Origin of the sequence: Bradyrhizobium sp. HKCCYLRH1034, assembly GCF_051168375.1 — a bacterium.
Classification (GTDB): Bacteria; Pseudomonadota; Alphaproteobacteria; order Rhizobiales; family Xanthobacteraceae; genus Bradyrhizobium.
Genome location: NZ_JBNPUW010000016.1, coordinates 103,528 through 124,065, shown reverse-complemented (window position 1 = coordinate 124,065; position 20,538 = coordinate 103,528). Strand labels below are relative to the sequence as shown.

Genomic DNA, 20,538 nt, shown 5'->3' with positions numbered 1-20,538 from the left:
GGAAGTAGTGCACGGCAGGACCGAAAGGCGACATCTGACCCGAAGCTGAATCTTCGATCAAGTCAGCAGCGTCCCCTTCCAGCCGATTTCGTTGAAAAAGTCGCCAGTTGCGGCGCAGAGATATCGGTGATTCAGTCTGTCTAATTGGCGGGACTGAAGGTCATGATGGGGCATCGGCAAGTCGAACAGGCTGCGTTGTTCTATGAGTTCTCGCTGGAAAGGCACATCCCAGCCGACCACCTGTTGCGGTCGATCGATAGGTTCGTCGACTTCGAGGACCTGCGACGGGAGTTGGCACCGTTCTACAGCAACATCGGCCGGCCCTCGATCGATCCGGAGCTGATGATCAGGATGCTCCTGATCGGCTATTGCTTCGGCATACGTTCGGAACGGCGCCTCTGTGATGAAGTCCACCTCAATCTGGCCTACCGCTGGTTCTGCCGGTTGGGTCTGGATGGAGCTGTCCCCGATCACTCGACGTTCTCGAAGAACAGGCACGGCCGCTTTCGTGAGAGCGATCTCTTCCGTCGCGTGTTCGAGACCGTCTTGCGCCGCTGCATCCGGGAGCGGCTGGTCGGCGGCGAAGGGTTCGCAGTCGACGCGAGCCTGATCAAGGCGGATGCCAACCGACAGAAGGGAATCGAAGGCGATAAGGGGCTTCCGCCGGAGGCCGCGGGTCGAGCGATCGACGAGTATCTTGCCGTTCTTGATGATGCCGCGTTCGGTGCCGCGACGGAGGTCACGCCCAAGTTCGTGTCGCCCTCCGACCCGGCGGCGCGCTGGACGGGAGCGCACGGCGGCCAGGCCTTCTTCGCTTACTCGACGAATTATCTGGTCGACGTCGAGAATGCGATCATCGTCGATGTCGAGGCGACCACGGCGATCCGCCAGGCAGAAGTATTGGCCGCCAAGCGCATGATTGAGCGTTCAATCGAAAGGTTCGATCTTTATCCAAGCCGGCTTCTCGGCGACAGCGCCTATGGCTCCGCTGAGATGCTCGGGTGGCTGGTCTACGAGCACGGGATCGAGCCGCACGTGACCGTCTTCGACAAGTCGGCCCGCACCGACGGGACCTTCTCGCGTGAGGCCTTCACCTACGACCATACCAGGGACGTCTATCGCTGTCCCGCTGGCAAACCCCTCACCACTACAGGGACGCTGGTGAACAACGACACGACGGTCCTCTACCGTGCGAGCAAGCGCGATTGTCAAGCATGCTCTCTAAGAAGCAGGTGTTGCCCCAACACCCCGGCTCGAAAAGTGCCGCGCTCGATCTACGAGGGCGCTCGCGACATGGCACGCGAGATCGCAAGCTCATGGGAAGGCCGCACTTCACGCCGGCTCCGCAAGAAGATTGAGATGCTGTTCGCGCATCTCAAGCGCATCCTCAAGCTAGATCGGCTGCGACTAAGAGGGCCGAACGGCGCACGCGACGAGTTCACCCTCGCTGCAGCCGCTCAGAACCTTCGTAAGATGGCCAAGCTGATCCCGATGCCCGCGCTGACGCCCGCGTGAACCACACCGCGCCAATTCGTCCTCGAAACAGATGGCGTTCACGACGAAACTACTGCCGACTTTTTCAACGGAATCGGCCCATAACGGATCTGGTCGCCGGCTCGCGTGAAGGTCTGCTTCTGATTCTCAACCGGAAGCAGGGGCCCGGGAACAGCGCTCGGACACGGCTGTATTTTGCTGTCTTCTTAGGGTTGAGGAAACCGGTTCGCGCTATTCGCCTGTGACCTTCAAGACGGTACGGTTGGCCCCAAGGATAATGTCCGGTGTACTTCATCGCCTTTATGATCGTGGTCGTCTTGACTGCCGTGGTGTCGCTTCGCCGATCCATGACTCTATCACGGAACGCTCGGGGGGCTGGCCCGGCCCGGCGGCTGGCAGCGCGGCGGCGGGCGCTTTGGCCTGTATTCTGCGCGGCAATTTTTGAGCTTGGGTTGATTGGACTTAGTCATGTTCAAGACAACCAGGAACTTGGTCCCTCCGCGACGATCCATCTCATGGCGCTTACGGCCGCTTTTATCGGCGGCTGGTTTCTTGGCGTCATTGGCGGAATGGATTGGGACTGAAGCGCCGCAAGAAACGCCAAGCAAGAAAGCCCGTCGGGCGAATCAGTTGCGCGATCTGGTCTGCAACGCCGTCGTTTGCGCTCGCCGCAACTACACGAAACACATGTGCCGAAACGGCGATTTTGCGCATTGTCTCAACGTGATCGCGCCCGCAGCCCCTTCCGGGCGAAAGATTTCACTTTCGTTTTTCCAGAATACGTGTCTATCCTCCACCCATCCCGCCTCAACGAGAGGGGCGTACGCGCGGTCGTCACGAGACGCGAGGCGGGCAGGCGGTGGACGTGTCGGGTTGCAGCGTGGCTTTGGCTGCGCGGACGAACAATCCCGATGCGGACGTGAAGTCGCGTGGTCCTGGCCTCCCGATGCCGAGGTCAAGCCTGAGCGTGATGCGAGAGCATCGGCGCAGGCGATGGGGGCAATCAAGCCGGTCCCCAGGGAGAGCGCGAAAGAAGCGTTAAAACCATCGCGCAGGGAAGGCTGGGCTCATCCGGCTGCACCTGTGGTTCCTGCCCCGTGCACTTTTGTTCGCACGGGGGCCATGGGCGTCAGCCGACGCCCAGCCTTCCCTGCGCCCTCGATTGAATGAGGGCCGAACGTCGGTCATCGCTCGGACGCATCGCGCCGCGAGGACGATGAGGCGTGTCTCGATGCTGTTTGAGATGTGGAGACGGATCTCGGCCCCGATGGGCGCTCTTCGTTTTGGCTCCGTCATTGCGCTCGCAATGACGCGGAGCTTGTCGACGTAGTTGTCGTAGCCTGGATGAGCGCAGCGATTTCCGGGGGCAACGAGGCTGCGGATGAGACCCCGGATGTCGCTGCGCGCATCCGGGCTGCCCGCGAGGAGCGTGAGAACCTACTGCGTCGCGCGCGACAGCGAGAACTCGCCGTTGCGGACGCGCTCCGGCAGGCCTTCGACGAAGGTCGCCACCGCGTCCTCGCCATAGGTGGTGACGAGTTCGGCCAGCGCCGCGAACAGGCTGGCCTGCGCCAGGCAGTCGCCGTCGACGCCGTCATGGCGCGCTTCCGCCCAGGCTTCGTTGAGGTAGCTGAGCGCGGCCTGCTTCTGCTCGTGGTCGGGCAGGACGGCGGGGAGGGCGCTGAAAGTGACGGGAAAGCTCATTGAATTCAGTCTGGCGGGGCCGCGAGGCGCGTTGAATTCCGAACGCGGACGCGCCGGACCAGTGAGGTTTACCACGCAGGCGGCGGACGCCTAGGCCAGTTCTTTAGGAAAGGTTAACAAGGTTAACGCAAACGTGGATAACGCCCGCGCGCCGTCAACCATGGGCCATCAGTTGGCGTAGCGCGCCGTGAGGTCGCGCGAGATCTTCGAGCCCTCGTCGATGTAGCGGCGGATCGCCACCATCGCCGCCGGCGTGCAGGTCCGGTAGGTCTGCTGAAAGCCGTTATAGCCGCGGTTGAAGCCGGCGATCATCCGGGCGCGGCGTTCGCCCGACGGCGTCTCGGCATCGATCAGAGCCTGCATCTGGTTGCGCCATTTGGCGCCTTCATTGCTGCCGCAGATGCCGCGGAGGTAATGCAGGGTTCCAAGGATCTCGGCCAGCCGCTGCAGATCGCCATCGAACGGCGCGGCCGCATCCTGCGCGCGCGCGGGCACAATGGCGCAGGCGGCAACGAGCATGAGGACGGCCAGGAGGCGCTTGGGGATCATGGGGAACACCGACGTCATATGCCTTTGCCGGACGGCGGACGCAAGGCGCCTACACCAGGGTCCGTGCGGCGGCGATGATCTCCGGCAGTCCGTCAGTCAGCGTGAGGCCCTCGAGCGCATCGGGGAGGCGCCACTGAAAGTCGTCCAGTTCCGGGTTGAGGCGGGGCTCTCCGGCCTGCCAGCGGGCCGCAAAGGGAAGGATCACATAGTGGCCGCCGCCGCCCTGGGCCGGCAGGACCTCGCGCCAGCCGGCCAGCCCGACAATTGCGATCGAGAGTGCGGTTTCCTCCATGACCTCGCGCGCGACGGCCTCGTGCAGGGTCTCGCCGAGCTCCACCCGGCCGCCGGGCAGCGTGTAGACGCCCTTGGCAGGGGAACGCGCCCGGCGCACCAGCAGGAGCTTGCCGTCGCGGAAGATGGCGGCGCTGACGGCGAGTTGGGGGTGGCGGGGCGGCGTCGGGGGGGGCATGCCAATGGCTCCAGGCGTGGTCTGCGCCGTAGCGTGAAGACGACCGGGCCGGTAGCCCGTGCTGCTCAGAAGCTTGCCATGATGGCATCGACGGTGTCGACCTCGTCGACCGGGTCAGGGTCGACCTCGATGTCGCCATTGATGATGCCGCCGGCCTGCGTCACCAGCGGCTTGACCCACGCCGCAGCCTGCTCGGCGAGCTTGGCCTTGGTGGCGTCCTGCTTGGCAGCGCGCATCGCGCTGCCGACCGCGAGCAGGATGTCGGTCATGGTCTTCGTGAGATGATCGAACTTGTCGCGAATCGCCGGGTCGGCCTGCTCATAGGCCTCGATGACGAGATCGCGGGCCTTGAAATTGGTGTGCGTGAAATGTTCTGGATAGGTCAGCGGCGACCACGCCAGAAAATCCTCGGCGCATTCCGGAATATCGGGAATCATTTCGAGCAGCATCACGGCTTCGTTGAAATGATTCAGATAGTCGGTGGCGAGCCCGGTGCGCGGATTGATGTTGGCGGCGCGCAGCATCGCGGCCCGCGCCGGGTCAATGGCGCTGCCCGCCGGTCGTTGGGTCGTGCGATCGGTAGGCACGGAATGGGTCGCCGCTGCGGTCATCCGCTGCAGTGTTGGCAACCCAAGTTAAAAGGTGCTGAACACACGACGATTTGAGTGAGATTATGTGTGGACGCTTCGTGATCACTTCACCACCCGCGGCTCTCAGGCAGATTTTCGGCTACGAGGAGCAGCCGAACTTTCCGCCGCGGCACAATATTGCTCCGACCCAGCCGATTCCCGTAGTTCTTCTGGATCAGGACATCAGGCATTTTCGGCTCATGCGCTGGGGATTCATTCCGGCCTGGGTCAAGGATCCCCGTAATTTCACGCTGCTGATCAATGCGCGTTCGGAGACCGTACGCGAGAAGCCGGCGTTCAAGAATGCGATCCGGCGGCGCCGCGTGCTGGTGCCCGCTGATGGATATTACGAGTGGCAGGTGATCGATGGTCGCAAGCGGCCGTTCTTCATCCACCGCAGTGACGGCGCGCCGCTCGGCTTCGCGGCCCTCGCCGAGACCTGGTGCGGGCCGAACGGCGAGGAGGTCGATACGGTGGCGATCGTCACCGCGGCTGCGAGCCGCGATCTCGCCACGCTGCATCATCGTGTTCCCGTGACGATCAGGCCGGATGATTTCGCGCTGTGGCTCGATTGCCGTTCCGATGATCCTGAGGAGGCCATGCGGCTGCTGGTCGCGCCTCGCGAGGGCGAGTTCGCGTGGTACGAGGTCTCCACGCGCGTCAACACGGTGGCCAACGACGACGAGCAGCTGCTGCTGCCGATGACCGCGGAGCTGCGTGCCGCCGAGGACGCGCAGCGCAAGCCGGCGAAGAAGGTTGCATCCCGCAAAGTTTCGCCTGCGCCTGCGGATGACGGGCAGGGGAGTTTGTTCTGAGGCGGGATATCTCGACAGAGAAGATCGTCAGTACCGCGAAAGCGGGATCCAGTGCGCCGGGGCCTCTCGTGCCGAAACGGCTGCTGGTGGAATACTGGGTCCCCCGCCTTCGCGGAGGACGACAGAGGAGCAAGACCCGCGACCGAGCGTTGGCCGCGCTCAGGCAAAGATCCTCAGCGCGGCGTGCTGCAGCAGCATGATGGTCTTGGCGTCCTGGATGCGGCCGTCGGCGATCATCGCGAGCGCGTCGTCGATCGAGAGTTCCAGCACCTCGATCTCCTCGCCCTCATGTGCGAGCCCGCCGCCGGCGCCGACGCGCATGTGAGGCTCGTATTCGGCGACGAAGAAATGGATCTTCTCGGTGACGACGCCCGGGCTCATGAACGCCTCGAACACGAACTTGACGTCGTGCAGCCGGAACCCGGTCTCCTCCTCGGCTTCGAGCCGGATGCGCTCCTCCGGCGAGGCGTCGTCGAGCAGGCCGGCCGCGGCCTCGATCAGCAGATCGTCATGGCCGTTGACGAACGCGGGATAGCGGAACTGCTTGACCAGGATGACGCTGCGCTGGGCGAGGTTGTAGGGCAGGATCGCCGCCGCGTTGCCGCGGTCGAACACGTCGCGGCTCTGCATCTGCCACGTGCCGTCGTCGCGCCGCCACTCGAACTTCGTCGAGGTCAGCGTCCCGTAATGGTCGGAGAGCACGCGCGTCTCGTGGACGCGGATGCGGTCGGAGATGCTCATCGCTCGCCTCTATTTCATGCCGGGCGTCGGCGGGCGCCCGTCGAGCCATTTCGAGAACACGACGCTGTCCTGCACGGCATAGTCGAGCGCCTGGTAGAATTCCTGCACCTTGGTGTTGTCGCCGCGCACCATCAGCATCAGCTTGGCGATGCCGCGCGCCCGCAGCCAGTCCTCGGCGGCGGCCATGATGCCGCGGCCATGGTCGCGGCCGCGATGCGCGGGATCGACGCTGACATAGTAGACCCAGCCGCGATGGCCGTCATGGCCCACCATGACGGAGGCTGCGATGGCGCCGCCGCTGCGGCCGACCAGTACGGTAGAGCTGTCGCCACGGCGGGCGAGCGCGATGTCGGCGGCCGGATCGTTCCAGGGCCGCGTCAGGCCGCAGCGCTGCCACAGCGAAATGATCGCGGGCACGTCGGCATCGGTGATGTCGGAAATGGCGAGAGCGGGAGCAGAATCCATGGGAGCGTCGACAGCCTAGAGCACCTTGCCGGGATTCATGATCCCGAGCGGATCGAATTGTGCCTTGATCGCGCGCATCAGCGCGATGGCGGTCGGGTCCTTGACGTCAGGCAGTTCGTCGCGCTTGAGCACGCCGATGCCGTGCTCGGCCGAGATCGAGCCGCCCATGCGCAGCACGATCTCGAACACGACCGCGTTGACCTCGTGCCAGCGCGCGAGATAGTCGGCGGTGTTGGCGCCGATCGGCTGGCTGACGTTGTAGTGGATGTTGCCGTCGCCGAGATGGCCGAACGGCACCGGACGCGCGCCGGGCATCAGCTTCACCACGGCGGCATTGGCCTCGGCAATGAAGGCGGGCACCGCGGCGACCGGCACCGAGATGTCGTGCTTGATCGAGCCACCCTCCGGCTTCTGCGCCGCAGAGATGTCCTCGCGCAGCTTCCAGAACGCCATGCGCTGGGCGAGGCTGTCGGCGATCGCGGCGTCGTCGACGATGCCGTCTTCGAGGCCTTGCTCCAGAATGGTCTCGAGCGTGGCGCGGGCATCCTCGCGCGACGACGACAGTTCCATCAGCACGAACCAGGGATGGGCGCCCGACAGCGGCGCGCGGTTGCCAGCGGCGTGGCGGATCGAGAAGTCGAGCGCGATCGCGGCGATCAGCTCGAAGCTCGTGAGGCTGCCGGCGGCCTCGCGTTGCGCGATCGCCAGCAGCTTGAGCGCGTCCTCCGGCGACTTGAGGCCGACGAAGGCGGTCTCGATCGCGCGTGGCTTCGGGAACAGCTTCAGGCTCGCCGCGGTGATGATGCCGAGCGTGCCCTCGGCGCCGATGAACAGATTGCGCAGATCGTAACCGGTGTTGTCCTTCTTCAGTTTCGACAGCGCATTGAGCACCCGCCCGTCGGCCAGCACCACCTCGACCCCCAACGCCATCTCACGCGCCACGCCATAGGCGAGCGCGGCGGTGCCGCCGGCGTTGGTCGAGAGATTGCCGCCGATGGTGCAACTGCCCTCGGCGCCGAGCGACAGCGGAAACAGGCGGTCGACCTCGGCAGCCTTCTGCTGCGCCACCTGCAGCACGACGCCGGCCTCGGCGATCATCGTGTTGGAGGCGGTGTCGACGTCGCGGATCTTGTCCATGCGCCTGAGCGACACCACCACCTCGCCATTGTGCGGCGTCTGGCCGCCGACGAGGCCGGTGTTGCCGCCTTGCGGCACCAGCGCGATGCGATGCTGGCTGGCAAGCTTGCAGATTGCGGCGACCTCGGCCGTCGAGCCTGGGCGCAGCACCAGCGGCGAGCGGCCGTGGAACAGGTTGCGCTCCTCGGTGACGTAAGGCGCGACGTCGGTCTCCGCGGTCAGCGCCTGGCGCTCGCCGACGATGGCAGCGAATTGCGCGATCAAATCGGGCGGCAGCGGCGGCAGGGCAGGCTGGCTGATGTTCATGCTTAGTCGCTTCCAGTGTTATCTCGGCGCGGCGGCGCGGCGCAGCCGGTCGTTGATGGCCTCGCCCAGTCCGTCGTTCGGGATCGGCATCACCGCGATGCTGCGCGCTCCCTTGGCATCGAGGCTGCGAAGATAGCCGAAAAGATGCGTCGCCGCCTCTGCCGGATCGCCGGAGGGCGACAGGTTCAGGATCGCGGCGGCCTCGTGGGCTCCGGGCAAGGTGGTGGGTCCGAAGGCGAGCAGCGCCTCGCCGGGCGCGACCTCGCTGGCGTCGAGGCGTACGCGGGCGCACGGGGCATAGTGGGAGGCCAGCATGCCCGGTGCCAGAGGCTGCTCGGACGTCTCGGTCTCTGCGGCGGGCCGCGCCAGCACACGGCCGAGCACGGCCTCGATCGCCTCGCTCGGAACTCCGCCCGGGCGCAGCAGCGTCGGCGCATCAAAGCAGCCGACGATGGTCGATTCGACTCCGACCTCGACCGGCCCGCCGTCCAGGATGAGGTCGATTCGCCCGGTGAGATCGGCCGCGACATGCGCCGCCGTGGTCGGTGACACGTGGCCGGAGATGTTGGCGGAGGGCGCCACGACGGCGCCGCCGAACGCCATGAGCAGAGCTTGTGCGGTCGGATGCGCCGGCACGCGGATCGCCACCGTATCGAGGCCGGCGGTGGCGAGGTCGGCGACGGGACAGCCGTCGCTCTGCGGCACCACGAGGGTCAGCGGTCCCGGCCAGAACGCAGCGGCCAGACGCTCGGCGGTGGCATTGAAGCGGCCGATACGCTGCGCCGCCGCGATATCGGCGACATGGGCGATCAACGGATTGAAGGCGGGCCGGCCCTTGGCCTGATAGAGGCGTGCGATGGCCGCGGCATTGGCCGCATCGGCGCCGAGGCCGTAGACGGTCTCGGTCGGGAACGCGACCAGTCCGCCGCGCGCGAACGTCGCCGCGGCTTGCGCGATTCCAGCCGCGTCGGCGGGCAGGATCCTGGTCTCGATCGCTTGCATGTCTGGGGCGGGCATCGATGGTACGGGACGGCGGTGGCTTCCGCGCTCGGCTATAGCGGGCGCGGACGTCCGAATGAAGCGCGCAAATCGCCTGTCGCCTTGCGCTCGCGCCATGGCCGCCGGACAAAGCCCCACGGCCTCAAGCAGTTAACCCCTCCGCCGACGATCGACGATTTCGATGCGATTTCCTGCCTTGTGTCCTTGCGAAGACGGAAACCCGACGCTATAAGCCGGCTTCCCAAGTCGGAGCGTGGCTCAGCCCGGTAGAGCACTGCGTTCGGGACGCAGGGGTCGCAGGTTCGAATCCTGCCGCTCCGACCATTTTTTCCCAGAGTTTCTCTCCTGCGTACGATCTTCGATGGGGCTGGCCACCGTTTTGGCCACCGAAACATTGAAGCCCTTTTGACCGATCGCAACCGCCGCACCTTGCAGGTAGTCGGGGTGATGGTGGCCATAGGTGTCTTGCAAGATCTCCGGGGACATTCCTAGGAACCCGGCTGCTTCCCAGATTGATACGCCCCGCTGCATCAGCCAGGTCGCGGCGGTATGGCGCAAGGTATGCGGGGTGACTTTGCCGGGCAGGCCAGCCAACCCGACGGCTCTGCTGAACCCCTTCTTTACCGATGCAACCGGCTTGCCGTTGAACTCGACGAAGCACGTGGCGATCAGCTTGCGATCTTTCCACCGCCGCAGGTGGGCGAGCAGCCGCGGGGGTATGGGCGCTGGAGTCTGGCGCTTCTTGGTTGCACGCTTCCCGATCGGCTTTCGGTAGAATATCCCGTGCTCAAGGTCGACGTAAGAGCGGCCCCGCTCCGTATACGGCGAGGCTGACGCAATAGCTCCAGCCCGAGTGCCAGTGTAAAGGCCGATCAGAATAAATCTGGCCACATGTCTCAGTGGCCGACGGTTCGTGCTGACCGGATCACCTTTCGACGCTCCTGAATGGATCGTCTGCTTCTCTCGATGCCGCCAGCAATGCCAAATAAGCGCGGCAGCTTCCTGTCGCGTAAGCCATCGGTCGCGCGGAGCTCCCTTCGGCGGAAGTGACACGCGCACTAAGCCCCGGTGAAAGCCTTCTTTCGCATGATGGTTGATGGCAGCACGAAATGTCTCCAGGTCCCGGCGTGCACCACCGCGGTTGCCACGATGCCTGACATATGCGGCGCAGGTCTGGGCATTGACCGCGGACAGTCTCTTGCCGCCCCAGAATTCATTGAGGCGGTCAATCCTAGCTCCGATCTCGAACTGGTCGCCCGGTTCGCCGATATCGGTCAGATAGATCGACAGTACGTCAGCACAGTCGATATCCTCGATATCCTGCCGGCGGCGTTCGGGTTGATACTTTTCGGCGATGTAATCCGCTAGGGCCTGCTCTGCCTCTCGAGGCGGTTTCGTTTCAGTCGAGCTCGCAACGCATCCCGTGGCGATATGGCGATCTCCATCTTTGATGATCCAGACCGCCTGATGAACAAGTTTTCCGTCTCGGTATCGGGCCTTTCTCTTGTAGAGTCTGATCCCTTTGCTTGGACGCGACATAGCTCCCTCATGGCCCTGATAGCTTCAAGGGTAGTATAGTCTTTATTCGCGATCCGTTCGAGAGTCAGTCGGCCTCTAGCACCTTCTCTACGCAGACCTGAAGCGGTCATAGACCCATCCGGGAAGGCTATTTTGGCAGCAACGTCTAAGCGCAGTGGTGCAGATGGGTCGATCGTGCCAGCGATAGGCTGCGTGACTCGCTTCGGCATCAACAGCCTCAATCTCAACAAGTCGCGGCAGTCGTTTGGATTCTGCGCAGATCGCGGGACTTGTCTGGTCACTGGCGACTTACATTATCGTCGCAAGCCTCGTGAGTTACGAATTTGCCGGGTCGAAGCTTGTCGCAGATTTTCGCGCGCAAAGGACAACCCCGAGAGGGGTGGGAGAACATTTATCCGGCGCGCTCGGAGGAGCGGCACCAGTCCAATCTCGAAGCAATCCGACTTCGAGCAAAATGGTGCGTTCCTGGTGCAGCACCCCATCCGCCGGCCCGCCACTCATCCGCGACCTGTTGTACACACGAGAAGCCAGGGGAATTGAACCGGCGACCAGACCGTTATGAGCGGGAGGAGATTGACCCGATTCGTTGAGTTTCCTTGTCTTTTACTCGATTTCGATCTCGTTTATCGCGGTTCCTTCAGGTTGTTTTCTGGTGCGAAACTGGTGCAGCCTGTTGGGGTGACCCTGCCTCCAAGTTTTATCCAGGTCTGAGTTCGTTCGGGCGTGCCGTAGTTGAATAGGAGCCGCCGTCCTTGAGGGTGAACATTTCCGGCGCTAGTGAACGCGACCGTGCGGAAGTTCCCAGCTGTAGACGAACGAAAAGTGGACGTATCTGGTGCGGTGAGGGGCGATGCAAAATCACAGCCCATAACCCATAGATCTTTCTGGTGGGCCTTCTTGGATACGTATCGAACCGCGTGCCTCGCTCCAAGTCCAGAGATTCGCGAGGTATTTGGGGATATTAGGCGCGGGAGCGCTTCGGTATTGATCTGTTGACCGACGAAGGCAGGTTCGATCGCTCCTGCCCCAACCACCTGAAAACCTCCTATTTCATCGCAAGAATTACAATTCCGTTCTGATATTTCCGGTGCAAGCAGTTCGCAAAATTCCCGTTTGATTTCAATCACTACCAAGCTCTTGCGGCGGCTCCCTGCAGCATGAACGCAGGATGGGGTCTTTTCTGCGCACGACATTTGTGACGCTTCTAGCTGCAGTCTGCCACCTCCGGTGTATCCGGCGGGCAGCACGAAAACGCGGCCTGCAGGGCGGCGTCAGCGCGCGACGTTGTTTGCCATAAGGTGGGCTCAAGCTGTCTCAGCACCTCCACGAAATTCCAGAGGGTGACAACGCACTCGCGGGACATATCTTCAAACGACAGCTCGGTTGCACACTCGCCGATATACTTTGCCCAATCGGAAAGCTCGGTGAAGGCGGCGGCCGCAAGCAGGCAAATTCGGAAAGCATTTTGTTGATTGATTTCGATATCTGGCTTTCGCCTCACTGAGCGCAATAATATCCTAACCTCGGCGGCTAATTTCGTGCTTCTCGTTACCGCAGCGACAATCGCCAGGCCGACGAGTAAATGAAATGCCTCGTCTGAGGATTGAATATTGGGGAGCTCATATTTCGCGCGCGCAAGACCTTCCGCAGCAAGCCGTGCAAATTCCCCATCGAGTGGAAATAGCAAGGCGCTATTGACGAGCGTTACAAAAGATTTCGCCGTGAGCGTTTCGCTTTTGAGCATCTCATTGAGATTGTCTTCGATGTCTTGAGGCATCGTAGCGACCGGTTTCTGACCCCCCTCCAACGGGCCAGGCAAGTACGAAAAGGGAAATGAGACTTGCGCGACAAGGCTGTTGTCGGAAGCTTTATCGAATAATTCTTGGGAGCCTTCTCCCAATTTGGTCGCGACATTTTCTGGCACGGCAGCGACAATTCTTCCGACAAACTCGGCCTTCAATTGTTGGGCCGATAAGAGGTCGGGGTTCCAACGCGGCTCGCGCCTCATATCGACGAAGGTCTGCAGATAAAAATACAACCCCCTGCTTTGCCGGCACCATGCAAGGAAATCGTCAGGCAGCAGATTGACCTCGATTATCGCGCGTTCAATAACAGATGCATGTGCGATAGCGGCAAGCCGACGCCAAAAGGGTTGCCGTTCCCGGCAGAGTCCCGCGCGCGCAAGCTCGCCATCGACGAGTATGATAAGGACACAGAGGAGCTCCAGTCGACCAGTCTCGCTGGCAGGATCGTCTGATCCGATGGTCCGCATGATGCCGCGAATATGTGGTGCCAATTGAGGCATCTTATCGAGATGCTTCAATCCACATTCGACCGCACCAACTTGCGTGAACCGATCGCCCGCGTGCTCGGCCCAGTCAAAGAACTCGAGAACCTTGGCAGGATCAACCGTTTCCAGCGCGATGTTTTGGGTGCCGAAAAGGTGGCTAGACAGCAGAAAAGCGGCTGGGAGATCGAGGTCATCACCCTCCCTCACTGCATGTTCAAAGAATTGCTTGAGGTCGTGGTCCGGTGCAGGCTTTCCAACAAGGCGGTCGAAGTACGTCACCTCGTCCGGGACGAGTGCTTCTATGCTAATATTTTTTTGGCGCAACGCATTTTTGATCGCCGCAGCAACGTATCTTGGCGTGAGACGAAACTGCTTGAGAAGCCCATCGACCTCTTCGTCGTCGATCTCCCTATCAGCAAGTACCCGCCGCCACGCTTCCAAATCGTTATCGTTAACGTTGTGTTTTTTCGCTTCGGCATCAAACCAGGCCAGGCGACGATCAGCATCGTGGTGCAAACAGCTGAAATCAGGGATTACATGTGTTCGACCGCCAGCAGTGATCCGAATTCCATGCTTCTTCTCGTCGAGCGAAATAGTCCAGCTCTGATTGTTCCGGTCCAATATCTCGGCGTTCGCAATGCTCCCCGATAGGAGTGCGCGAATATTCTTGAAGAGAGTCGATCTCCGGAAAGCGACTCCAATCCCATCAAACTGGACAATCGCATCTACACTCACTCCAACTTCGTCACGGAAGCTCTTGCTCTCCAGGGCGGATATCCGTAGCGACGGCGGAAAGAGCGCGAGGCCGGCAATCGCAGCTTCTCTTGTATCAGCTGTTGTCATCGCTACCCCCATTATTGCCGTCCTTTGACCCAGCGATGATTACAGAACGGACCTGCTCAACGAGCTCGGCGTAAACAATTGGCTGCTGTTCCTTCAATGGCTCCAAGAATGTTTTCGCGTGCCATTCCCAATAGCGCTGTTTAGTTTTCAGCTGCACGTTCTTGTTTAACAAACTTAAAGATAGAACAAGCCCACGAAACCGGACGTTGGCGGATCCCGGCGTTTCAGCCTTCCCATATTGGGACGCCCAGTCGCGGATGTCGAATTGCGCGGACAGCCAGCTCGACTTGGCGGATGCGATCTCGGTATCGATATTGTCTTGCCACTGGGACCTGATCGCTTCGATGAAAACAAAGGCGAGATTATCAAGCCATGTCCTTTCCTTCGGCCATTGCAGGCTTCCGGTAAGCCGAGCGAGCAGAAGGTTCTCCCGTATTGCCCTAAGCTCGGCGGCTTCTACGATCACGCCATCAATGACATTTGCCGTCCTGAGCAGGTCGACGAGCTCATCAACACGTATTGGTACAAAACAATAACCGGCGCGCCGCAACGTTGTGATGTGTTCGCGGAATTCGTGCGGCTCGAACAGGAATGATAGGACGTCATACGTTGTCCATATCTGCTTCGCACCGAAGTCTCCCGATATATTGCCGTGCTGATTGAAATGGCGATCGTCAATAATTAACACGTCAGCAATTCGCGCGGCGTTCAATATCTCGAAGCTTGGGTGACTTTGGAGCCGGTCAAGCTGACTTCCTTGCTCCGTCACCGACGGTGCGAGAACGACCTTTCCATTTGCGATGCCCGCGGCCAAAGACTGCCGCAGGTCATCGATAATCGAGAGAGCTCTGCGAGATAAATCTTCGTACCTCACAAAATTGTCGCTCTGATCAATGTCAGCCGGTAATATGACCGCGGTGAAACCGGCGTCACGCAACTTCCGTAGGATGCCGAGATGTTGAAAATAGGTCACCGATAGGCCGTCGAGATATAAGCGAGCTCCTGGGCGAACCGAAACCGTCGTCGGCCAAGGAGTTTCGTGAAGCTTCAAGTAGGCTCGGGCACGCTGTTCTTCTGCTTGTGTAAGTTGACCGCGCTGCACTAGCGCGGTGATAACCTCCGCACAGCCGCACAAATGATTTGCATATTTGCTAAGATCAGCATCCTCCTCCATCAATGAACCAATCCGATGGACCGGCGCGGATCGAACAACGAGCCTTTGCGGTCCGTTCTGATGCGAAAGTGTAGCCTCGGCGAGCAGCGCCGCGAGGTCAGGACCAACCTCGGACGCGAGCGCATCATCTATAGTAGTGGTTCGCTCCAACCTCGTAAGATGATTCGAGCTCAGGAGGCTCCTAATTTCGCGCGCATCGTCCATCCTGCTGGGCTGGTGAAACTGAATGCGCTGACGCTCCTCAAACAGCCAACCGAGCGTGGAATGCGGCACGACGATCTTCTCAAATCGGGCAAAGACCCGCTCTGTCAGTTTTAGATTCGCAAGCGTCATGAGCGCCGTCGGATCGAGTGCTGCCGATTTGGCGCTCGATGTGAATAGCCCTCGGGCGGCACTGTACGCGTAAACGGCGGTCCGCCTGCGTGGATCTATAGTCTCGGGATTTGCGAGAGCCGGCATCATAAATAGATCGAACAGCGTGCGATTAAGGAGATGACCTGCCGCGAATATTGGAAGATCGCCTGCGAGGAGTTGTTCTGTTGTGCGGGATTGTCTTTCTTGCCATTCGGGGTGGAGGTCGACGACATCCTTGAACGACATCCTCTTCACAGGACCGTTGTCGCCCGACAAGATTGCAGCCCTCTCGAGCCACGCCGCTGTCTGTGCGTCTTCCCATCCCGCGCTCACAGCAGCGCCATAGCATCCGAGATAGATCTCAGGGGCGTCATCGGCGCGGTTGGCGGCTTCAACAATCAATTCGCGGGAGCGTGCTGATCCGAGTTGGCGAGCGAGCTGGCCAGCTCTTAGCAATTCTCCGGCGGTTCGATCGGCGCGATTATCCCATTCTTGCTCCACGAAGGCGGCCAGCGTCGTCCAGTCCCCGGATGCTATGGCCAGATTGACCTGGAGAATCCGATCATTGGCGTCGTCGCGGACGGAGCGAAGCCGCGCCAACGCTTCTCTTGAAGCGTCGAGATCACCGGTCCGGAACAGAGCCCATGCTCGTAAGGCCGCCAGAAACGGTGACTGGGCGACAAGGTCGGGATGCTGCGAAAGAGTTGTTAGAAGGTCTTCGAAAGCCTTCGTCTCGAACAAAGCCTCTGCGAGGGCTCGGAGGGCCGGTAAACCGTGCGTTCGGTCGAAGAATTCCTGTCCATACGTCACCAAGCGCGGCCAATCGCGCAGCTCCACAAGTTGTTGAACCAAATTCACGAGATCGGGCAGCGAGCCGCTTTTCTTGAACTCTTCTTCGCGCGCCTCGACTGGATTTGCCCCCTTTGCTTCCGCGATGATCCGTTCGAGACGGCCGCGCTCGCCCTTGAGATCGGCCTGGTGCGGGAGTTGCTGAAAACGCTGCTCGGCCAACTCGATCTGCCCTGACTTGGCCAGCGCCTCAATTTCGACGGCCACGACATAGAACGGATTGAGATATTTCTCTAATTGGGACTTGTACTTCTGAATGTAGTCCGCCGTATCGCGAGGCGACTGCTTCGTTAGCGCCATGCTGAAGCGCGCGAGCGCTACATCTAGTGAGTTGCCGTCAGTGAGAGTTTCTTGACGATCGATCTCGCGCTCCACTGCTTGAAGGTCCAGACGCAATCCGAATTGCAAGGCAAGCGGTAGTCGCCTCAAGGAGTGGGCGGGGTCCCGCATGCTCGCTTGCAGATCGGTGCGTGCTCCGGGCATCGTCGCGGGATCGCGTAGGCGCAGCCATAATGCGCGGTCATTAGCATCGTTGCTTACCCGGGTGCATCCAAGGGCTGAAGCAAACGTTGCGGTCTGCTCATAGAGATCGATTGCTTTTCGGCGTTCATCTAATGACGAGGCGTCGTCAGACAGTGGAATCGACGCTGAATCAAACGGCAGTTGCCAGAAAATGACCTGCCGTAGTTCCTGCGGCGTAGCTTGGACCAGGTACGTGCCCGCGGACAGGTAGGCGAGCACGGGCGTCTGCTCATAATCGTCGGACGTCAGCGTCCGAACGAGGTTGAGGGCATCGTCCCATCGCGCGTTGTCGAGCAGTTGCTTGAGGACAAAGAACTTTCCGTCAGGTGACATCTGCTCCGGCGAAAGGCCGGCTCTCGCCATCCAGGTTAGGGGATTTCGGCCATCCTTTGCGTTTGTCACAATAATAAATGATGCCGCCCGTGCTTCGGCGGAGTTCAGCTTCGACAATTTCTGTAGGGCTGTCGCGACGTCGTCATTGTATGAATCAGCGATAGCTTCAGCGATCGAGACATTCTCAGTACGGCTGATCCGCTTGGCTTCATCGAGCAGTCGAAACGCTTCTTTCCTTTCTTCCGGCTTCGACATAAGGAGTCGTGCACACCAGGCAAGGGCATCCGCTTTCATTGCAGCTGAAGTTGCCCTAAGCTGACCGCGGAGAAGTTCATCAGAAAGCTGAAGGGCTTCTTCAATGTGCGTTGAATCGACGAAAAAACGCATGCGACGCACGCGCTGCATGCGGCGGGTCGTTTCGGCATCCACTAGCGAACTAGGCAATTCCGGCGCGGGCAAAGCCGGCTGTGGCGTTAAAAGCAGTCGTTCTTCAATACGGGCAACCGCGGCGGAGGTCGTTTGCGTTGAAATCGCAATGTCCTGTAAGAAAGTTGGATCGGCGAGCAGCGTTTTTAGCTCAAGCGGTTTTTTCAGCTGATCCCGGATATGGCAATAAACCTCGGATGCCGGTGACTCTGGGGAGGCGATCTGAAAGTGGTCGGCATCAACCGGAATGGGTGGCGAAGGCAGGCCGACATCCCCGCTATCGGGCTTGACGATCATCCCTAGAATGCGGACAGGCCGCGTTTCGACGAGACATTGGGTGTCAATTGAGGTTTGATGTGCGTAGGTCCGATAGAACTGATTCAAGTCCCGAAGATCGGGATCATTGCGAGGGAGGCCCTGCGCAGCATTCGAAGGGCGCATGATCAATCCTAGCCGGGCGCCCCAACTGGCGAGGTCCGCCCCGCGGTGCGGCGTCCCTAAAAATGTGACCCGCCGGATACGGTTCAGAAGATGCGCAACAGCCGGTTCATTCCGGGCACGCTCGTTTGCAATGCGCAATATTTGTTCGAAGACCAAGCCACCGAAGCTATGCGTGACGAACGCAATCTCTCCATTCCGCAAACGTTCCTCAGAGAGCAGCAAGGGAAGGATGTTGTTCGCACGATCGCTTCGCGCCATGGAGTGCCCGCGCCAAAGGGTGGGCGCGGAGTCGTACTCAATGCTCCAAATGCCGAGTTCGGCAACATCGTTCGAAAGCCAAAGTGGCCAAAACTCCTGAGGCGTTCCCGACGACATCCAGGGAACGTGACCAGCGCGCTTGAGGCCGTGGATGAACACCACGTGCCTGTTGATTCTCTCGGTCGTTGATTTGAGAAGAATGTCCGCCAGTTTGCCCCTCCGTCGATGGCGGCACGATCGGTTTTGAAATCGAATGAGACCGGCCGATTCTTGCGCGATAATAGCCCATCATAACCCTGGTGGTGTAGGCTTCGTCTTCAACCTGGCGGGGAGCATGAAAATCTATAGTCTATCGATCGATTTTTCGATCTGGGCCAAGATATGCGCGAAGCTCGACTTGCAGACGTAATATAGGTTTGCTGCCGGGCTCGTCTCGCGGCAGCCTGGGCCGAATCTGCTGAAAATTCCTCGCTTTCGCGCTCAGAGTATCGATGCGCAGATCCGGGATGTGATATCCTGGACTTTCTTGACCGGGATGGCGTCGCGCGGGCCGGGACCGCCGGGGTGACGGGCTTCGTCACCACGTCCGGCTGGCAGCGCGAAGGCTTCGTTCTGGCCGACGCTGTTGAGCAGCTCGGTCTCGTCGATCAGATGTTCGGCGATGACATGGATAACCCCGCTGCCGCGTTGAACCTTGCCGCGGCAGGTCATCATCTGGGCGCCGAGGATCACTCGGCGCTGCTTGTCGAATAGCGAGGCCAGACGATCAGGTTCGCGATGTCGGTCTCGTCTTCCAGGGTGATGAACATGACACCCTTTGCCGAGCCCGGCTTCTGCCGGACCAGTACTAGGCCGGGGACAGTAATCCGTGCGCCATCCTTAGCCTGGCGCAGGTGCTGGCATGGTGCGATGCCGCGGCCCGCTAGCTGTTCCCGCAGGAAAGCGAGCGGATGGGCTCGAAGGGTGAGGCCCGCAGCGCGGTTATCCTCGACGACCCCGCGCCCCTGCGTCATCGGCGGCTCCTCGACTGGCTGTTCCCGAACCTCGGGTGCGATGCCCTGCTCACGCCGGTCCGCTTCGGCAAAGAGGGGGAGAGTGTCGGCCCGGACCGACTCGATTGCCCCATGCAGCCTCGCGGCGTCCGATGTGCAGCGAGCGGAAGGCGTCAGCGCGCCCAAGCCGCACCAAGGCACCCGGATTGAGGTCGGCGCGGCGCGCGAGCTCCAGAATGCTGGCGTAGGGCTTGGTCCCCCTGTTCGCGACCAAACGCTTGCCGTCGGCTTCCGTAAGGCCGCGTGCCATGCGCAGCCCAAGCCGGACCGCCCGGCGGCTGTCATCCAGTGGCTCCAGCGTGCAGTCCCAGTCCGAGGCGTTCACATCAATGGGCCGGACTGCGACGCCATGGTTGCGGGCATCGCGCATGAGCTGCGAGGGATCATAGAATCCCATCGGCTGCGCGTTGAGAATGGCACAGCAGAAGACGTCCGGGTGGTGGCATTTCATCCAGGAAGAGGCGTAGGCGATGAGGGCAAAGCTCGCGGTATGGCTTTCCGGGAAGCCATAGGAGCCGAAACCTTCCAGCTGCTTGAAGGTGCGCTCGGCAAGGGCCTGATCGTAGCCATTGTCGATCATGCCGGCGATCAGCTTACCGCGGAACTTGTGCACGCCCCCGGTGAACTTGAAGGTCGCCATCGCCCGGCGGAGCTGGTCCGCTTCCGTCGCCGAGAAACCGGCGGCGACCATCGCCACCTGCATCGCCTGCTCTTGAAACAGCGGCACGCCGAGGGTTTTGCCGAGCACCTTTTCGAGCTCGGGTTTCGGAAACTCAATCGGCTCCTTGCCCTCGCGGCGGCGCAGTTAGGGATGCACCATGTCACCCTGGATTGGGCCGAGCCGGACAATGGCGACTTCGATCACCAGATTTAAGGTCGAGACCTTCGAGCCCGCTGAAAGCTTCAAGCCGGCGAAGCCCTACAGGACCCGCCTCAAATGGCGCGACTTGCGCCGCGAGGAACAGAGCAAGCTGCTGATCACCACGCCAGAGACCGTCATCGGCGAGCTGCTCAACGGCACGACAGAGGCCGAGCCAGCGGCTCCCGCTAAGCGGCCACGCAAGCGTCCCGTTCGCGGGCGCAGCGGCTCCCGGCGGATGGAGGGTTTTCAGACCTAGCACCCAGCAGCCGAGGAACACGAACGAACGC

The 20,538-nt window shown here is 61.1% G+C and carries 16 protein-coding genes, 1 tRNA gene and 2 pseudogenes; 6 read left to right on the top strand and 13 right to left on the bottom strand.

What is annotated here, in order from left to right; translation table 11 throughout:
• The first annotated feature begins 162 nt into the window (after positions 1-162).
• Positions 163-1,515 carry a transposase gene (locus ACQR0W_RS29405; protein ID WP_434888677.1) on the top strand — a complete coding sequence of 451 codons (1,353 nt, stop codon included), beginning with the start codon at positions 163-165 and terminating at the stop codon, positions 1,513-1,515.
• Between the two features lie 263 nt (positions 1,516-1,778).
• Positions 1,779-2,078 carry a hypothetical protein gene (locus ACQR0W_RS29400; protein WP_316187347.1) on the top strand — a complete coding sequence of 100 codons (300 nt, stop codon included), beginning with the start codon at positions 1,779-1,781 and terminating at the stop codon, positions 2,076-2,078.
• Positions 2,079-2,931: 853 nt separating this feature from the next.
• Here the strand turns inward: ACQR0W_RS29400 and ACQR0W_RS29395 are convergent.
• From ACQR0W_RS29395 to ACQR0W_RS29380, 4 genes are all read right to left on the bottom strand, one after another.
• A complete protein-coding gene (locus ACQR0W_RS29395) occupies positions 2,932-3,198 on the bottom strand; it encodes a hypothetical protein (protein WP_315717207.1) in 267 nt (88 codons plus the stop codon).
• A gap of 168 nt (positions 3,199-3,366) precedes the next feature.
• On the bottom strand, positions 3,367-3,765 hold the full coding sequence (locus ACQR0W_RS29390; RefSeq protein ID WP_315717206.1) for a TIGR02301 family protein: 399 nt from the start codon (positions 3,763-3,765) through the stop codon (positions 3,367-3,369).
• 31 nt (positions 3,766-3,796) lie between these two features.
• Positions 3,797-4,216 (bottom strand): NUDIX hydrolase, encoded by a 420-nt coding sequence (locus ACQR0W_RS29385; protein WP_316187348.1) that lies wholly within the window; start codon positions 4,214-4,216, stop codon positions 3,797-3,799.
• 65 nt (positions 4,217-4,281) lie between these two features.
• A complete protein-coding gene (locus ACQR0W_RS29380) occupies positions 4,282-4,803 on the bottom strand; it encodes a hypothetical protein (protein ID WP_315828341.1) in 522 nt (173 codons plus the stop codon).
• Positions 4,804-4,889: 86 nt separating this feature from the next.
• Between ACQR0W_RS29380 and ACQR0W_RS29375 the strand changes: the two genes are divergently transcribed.
• Positions 4,890-5,660 (top strand): SOS response-associated peptidase, encoded by a 771-nt coding sequence (locus ACQR0W_RS29375; protein ID WP_316171382.1) that lies wholly within the window; start codon positions 4,890-4,892, stop codon positions 5,658-5,660.
• 159 nt (positions 5,661-5,819) lie between these two features.
• Here the strand turns inward: ACQR0W_RS29375 and ACQR0W_RS29370 are convergent, their stop codons facing one another.
• From ACQR0W_RS29370 to ACQR0W_RS29355, 4 genes are read right to left on the bottom strand one after another with little or no spacing between them, the layout of a single operon-like run.
• The gene (locus ACQR0W_RS29370) at positions 5,820-6,401 is read right to left on the bottom strand and encodes an NUDIX domain-containing protein (protein WP_316187349.1); all 582 of its coding nucleotides are present in this window, start codon (positions 6,399-6,401) and stop codon (positions 5,820-5,822) included.
• Between the two features lie 9 nt (positions 6,402-6,410).
• The gene (locus tag ACQR0W_RS29365; RefSeq protein ID WP_316187350.1) at positions 6,411-6,866 is read right to left on the bottom strand and encodes a GNAT family acetyltransferase; all 456 of its coding nucleotides are present in this window, start codon (positions 6,864-6,866) and stop codon (positions 6,411-6,413) included.
• Between the two features lie 15 nt (positions 6,867-6,881).
• A complete protein-coding gene (locus ACQR0W_RS29360; protein ID WP_316171385.1) occupies positions 6,882-8,309 on the bottom strand; it encodes an FAD-binding oxidoreductase in 1,428 nt (475 codons plus the stop codon).
• An 18-nt stretch (positions 8,310-8,327) separates the two neighbouring features.
• The gene (locus ACQR0W_RS29355) at positions 8,328-9,326 is read right to left on the bottom strand and encodes an L-threonylcarbamoyladenylate synthase (protein ID WP_315828346.1); all 999 of its coding nucleotides are present in this window, start codon (positions 9,324-9,326) and stop codon (positions 8,328-8,330) included.
• A 229-nt stretch (positions 9,327-9,555) separates the two neighbouring features.
• Between ACQR0W_RS29355 and ACQR0W_RS29350 the strand changes: the two genes are divergently transcribed.
• Positions 9,556-9,632 (top strand) — tRNA-Pro (locus ACQR0W_RS29350).
• Positions 9,633-9,806: 174 nt separating this feature from the next.
• Here the strand turns inward: ACQR0W_RS29350 and ACQR0W_RS29345 are convergent.
• Positions 9,807-10,199: pseudogene (locus ACQR0W_RS29345) on the bottom strand (tyrosine-type recombinase/integrase); the annotation flags it as partial.
• A 177-nt stretch (positions 10,200-10,376) separates the two neighbouring features.
• On the opposite strand from ACQR0W_RS29345, the gene ACQR0W_RS29340 reads away from it, so the two are divergent.
• Positions 10,377-10,676 carry a hypothetical protein gene (locus ACQR0W_RS29340; protein ID WP_434840770.1) on the top strand — a complete coding sequence of 100 codons (300 nt, stop codon included), beginning with the start codon at positions 10,377-10,379 and terminating at the stop codon, positions 10,674-10,676.
• Positions 10,677-12,051: 1,375 nt separating this feature from the next.
• Here ACQR0W_RS29340 and ACQR0W_RS29335 read toward each other — a convergent pair.
• From ACQR0W_RS29335 to dnaE2, 4 genes and pseudogenes are all read right to left on the bottom strand, one after another.
• Positions 12,052-13,980 (bottom strand): hypothetical protein, encoded by a 1,929-nt coding sequence (locus ACQR0W_RS29335; protein WP_434840771.1) that lies wholly within the window; start codon positions 13,978-13,980, stop codon positions 12,052-12,054.
• Positions 13,967-18,499 (bottom strand): HTH domain-containing protein, encoded by a 4,533-nt coding sequence (locus ACQR0W_RS29330; RefSeq protein WP_434840772.1) that lies wholly within the window; start codon positions 18,497-18,499, stop codon positions 13,967-13,969. Before ACQR0W_RS29330 ends, ACQR0W_RS29335 begins: the two co-directional genes overlap by 14 nt.
• 318 nt (positions 18,500-18,817) lie before the next feature.
• A complete protein-coding gene (locus ACQR0W_RS29325) occupies positions 18,818-19,069 on the bottom strand; it encodes a hypothetical protein (RefSeq protein ID WP_434888679.1) in 252 nt (83 codons plus the stop codon).
• Positions 19,067-20,260 (bottom strand): annotated as a pseudogene (gene dnaE2, locus ACQR0W_RS29320) (error-prone DNA polymerase); the annotation flags it as partial. The gene ACQR0W_RS29325 and the pseudogene dnaE2, both read right to left, overlap by 3 nt.
• Here dnaE2 and ACQR0W_RS29315 point away from each other — a divergent pair.
• Positions 20,238-20,507: a hypothetical protein gene (locus tag ACQR0W_RS29315; RefSeq protein ID WP_434840822.1), complete on the top strand. Its 270-nt coding sequence runs from the start codon at positions 20,238-20,240 to the stop codon at positions 20,505-20,507. The pseudogene dnaE2 and the gene ACQR0W_RS29315 sit on opposite strands and share 23 nt — an antisense overlap.
• The last annotated feature ends 31 nt before the right edge of the window (positions 20,508-20,538 follow it).

Bases quoted from the DNA above. Each gene is read 5' to 3' on its own strand.
- ACQR0W_RS29405 (WP_434888677.1), top strand. From the start codon at position 163: ATGATGGGGCATCGGCAAGTCGAACAGGCTGCGTTGTTCTATGAGTTC.
- ACQR0W_RS29395 (WP_315717207.1), bottom strand. From the start codon at position 3,198: ATGAGCTTTCCCGTCACTTTCAGCGCCCTCCCCGCCGTCCTGCCCGAC.
- ACQR0W_RS29390 (WP_315717206.1), bottom strand. From the start codon at position 3,765: ATGACGTCGGTGTTCCCCATGATCCCCAAGCGCCTCCTGGCCGTCCTC.
- ACQR0W_RS29385 (WP_316187348.1), bottom strand. From the start codon at position 4,216: ATGCCCCCCCCGACGCCGCCCCGCCACCCCCAACTCGCCGTCAGCGCC.
- ACQR0W_RS29375 (WP_316171382.1), top strand. From the start codon at position 4,890: ATGTGTGGACGCTTCGTGATCACTTCACCACCCGCGGCTCTCAGGCAG.
- ACQR0W_RS29370 (WP_316187349.1), bottom strand. From the start codon at position 6,401: ATGAGCATCTCCGACCGCATCCGCGTCCACGAGACGCGCGTGCTCTCC.
- ACQR0W_RS29365 (WP_316187350.1), bottom strand. From the start codon at position 6,866: ATGGATTCTGCTCCCGCTCTCGCCATTTCCGACATCACCGATGCCGAC.
- ACQR0W_RS29360 (WP_316171385.1), bottom strand. From the start codon at position 8,309: ATGAACATCAGCCAGCCTGCCCTGCCGCCGCTGCCGCCCGATTTGATC.
- ACQR0W_RS29355 (WP_315828346.1), bottom strand. From the start codon at position 9,326: ATGCCCGCCCCAGACATGCAAGCGATCGAGACCAGGATCCTGCCCGCC.
- ACQR0W_RS29335 (WP_434840771.1), bottom strand. From the start codon at position 13,980: ATGACAACAGCTGATACAAGAGAAGCTGCGATTGCCGGCCTCGCGCTC.
- ACQR0W_RS29315 (WP_434840822.1), top strand. From the start codon at position 20,238: ATGGCGACTTCGATCACCAGATTTAAGGTCGAGACCTTCGAGCCCGCT.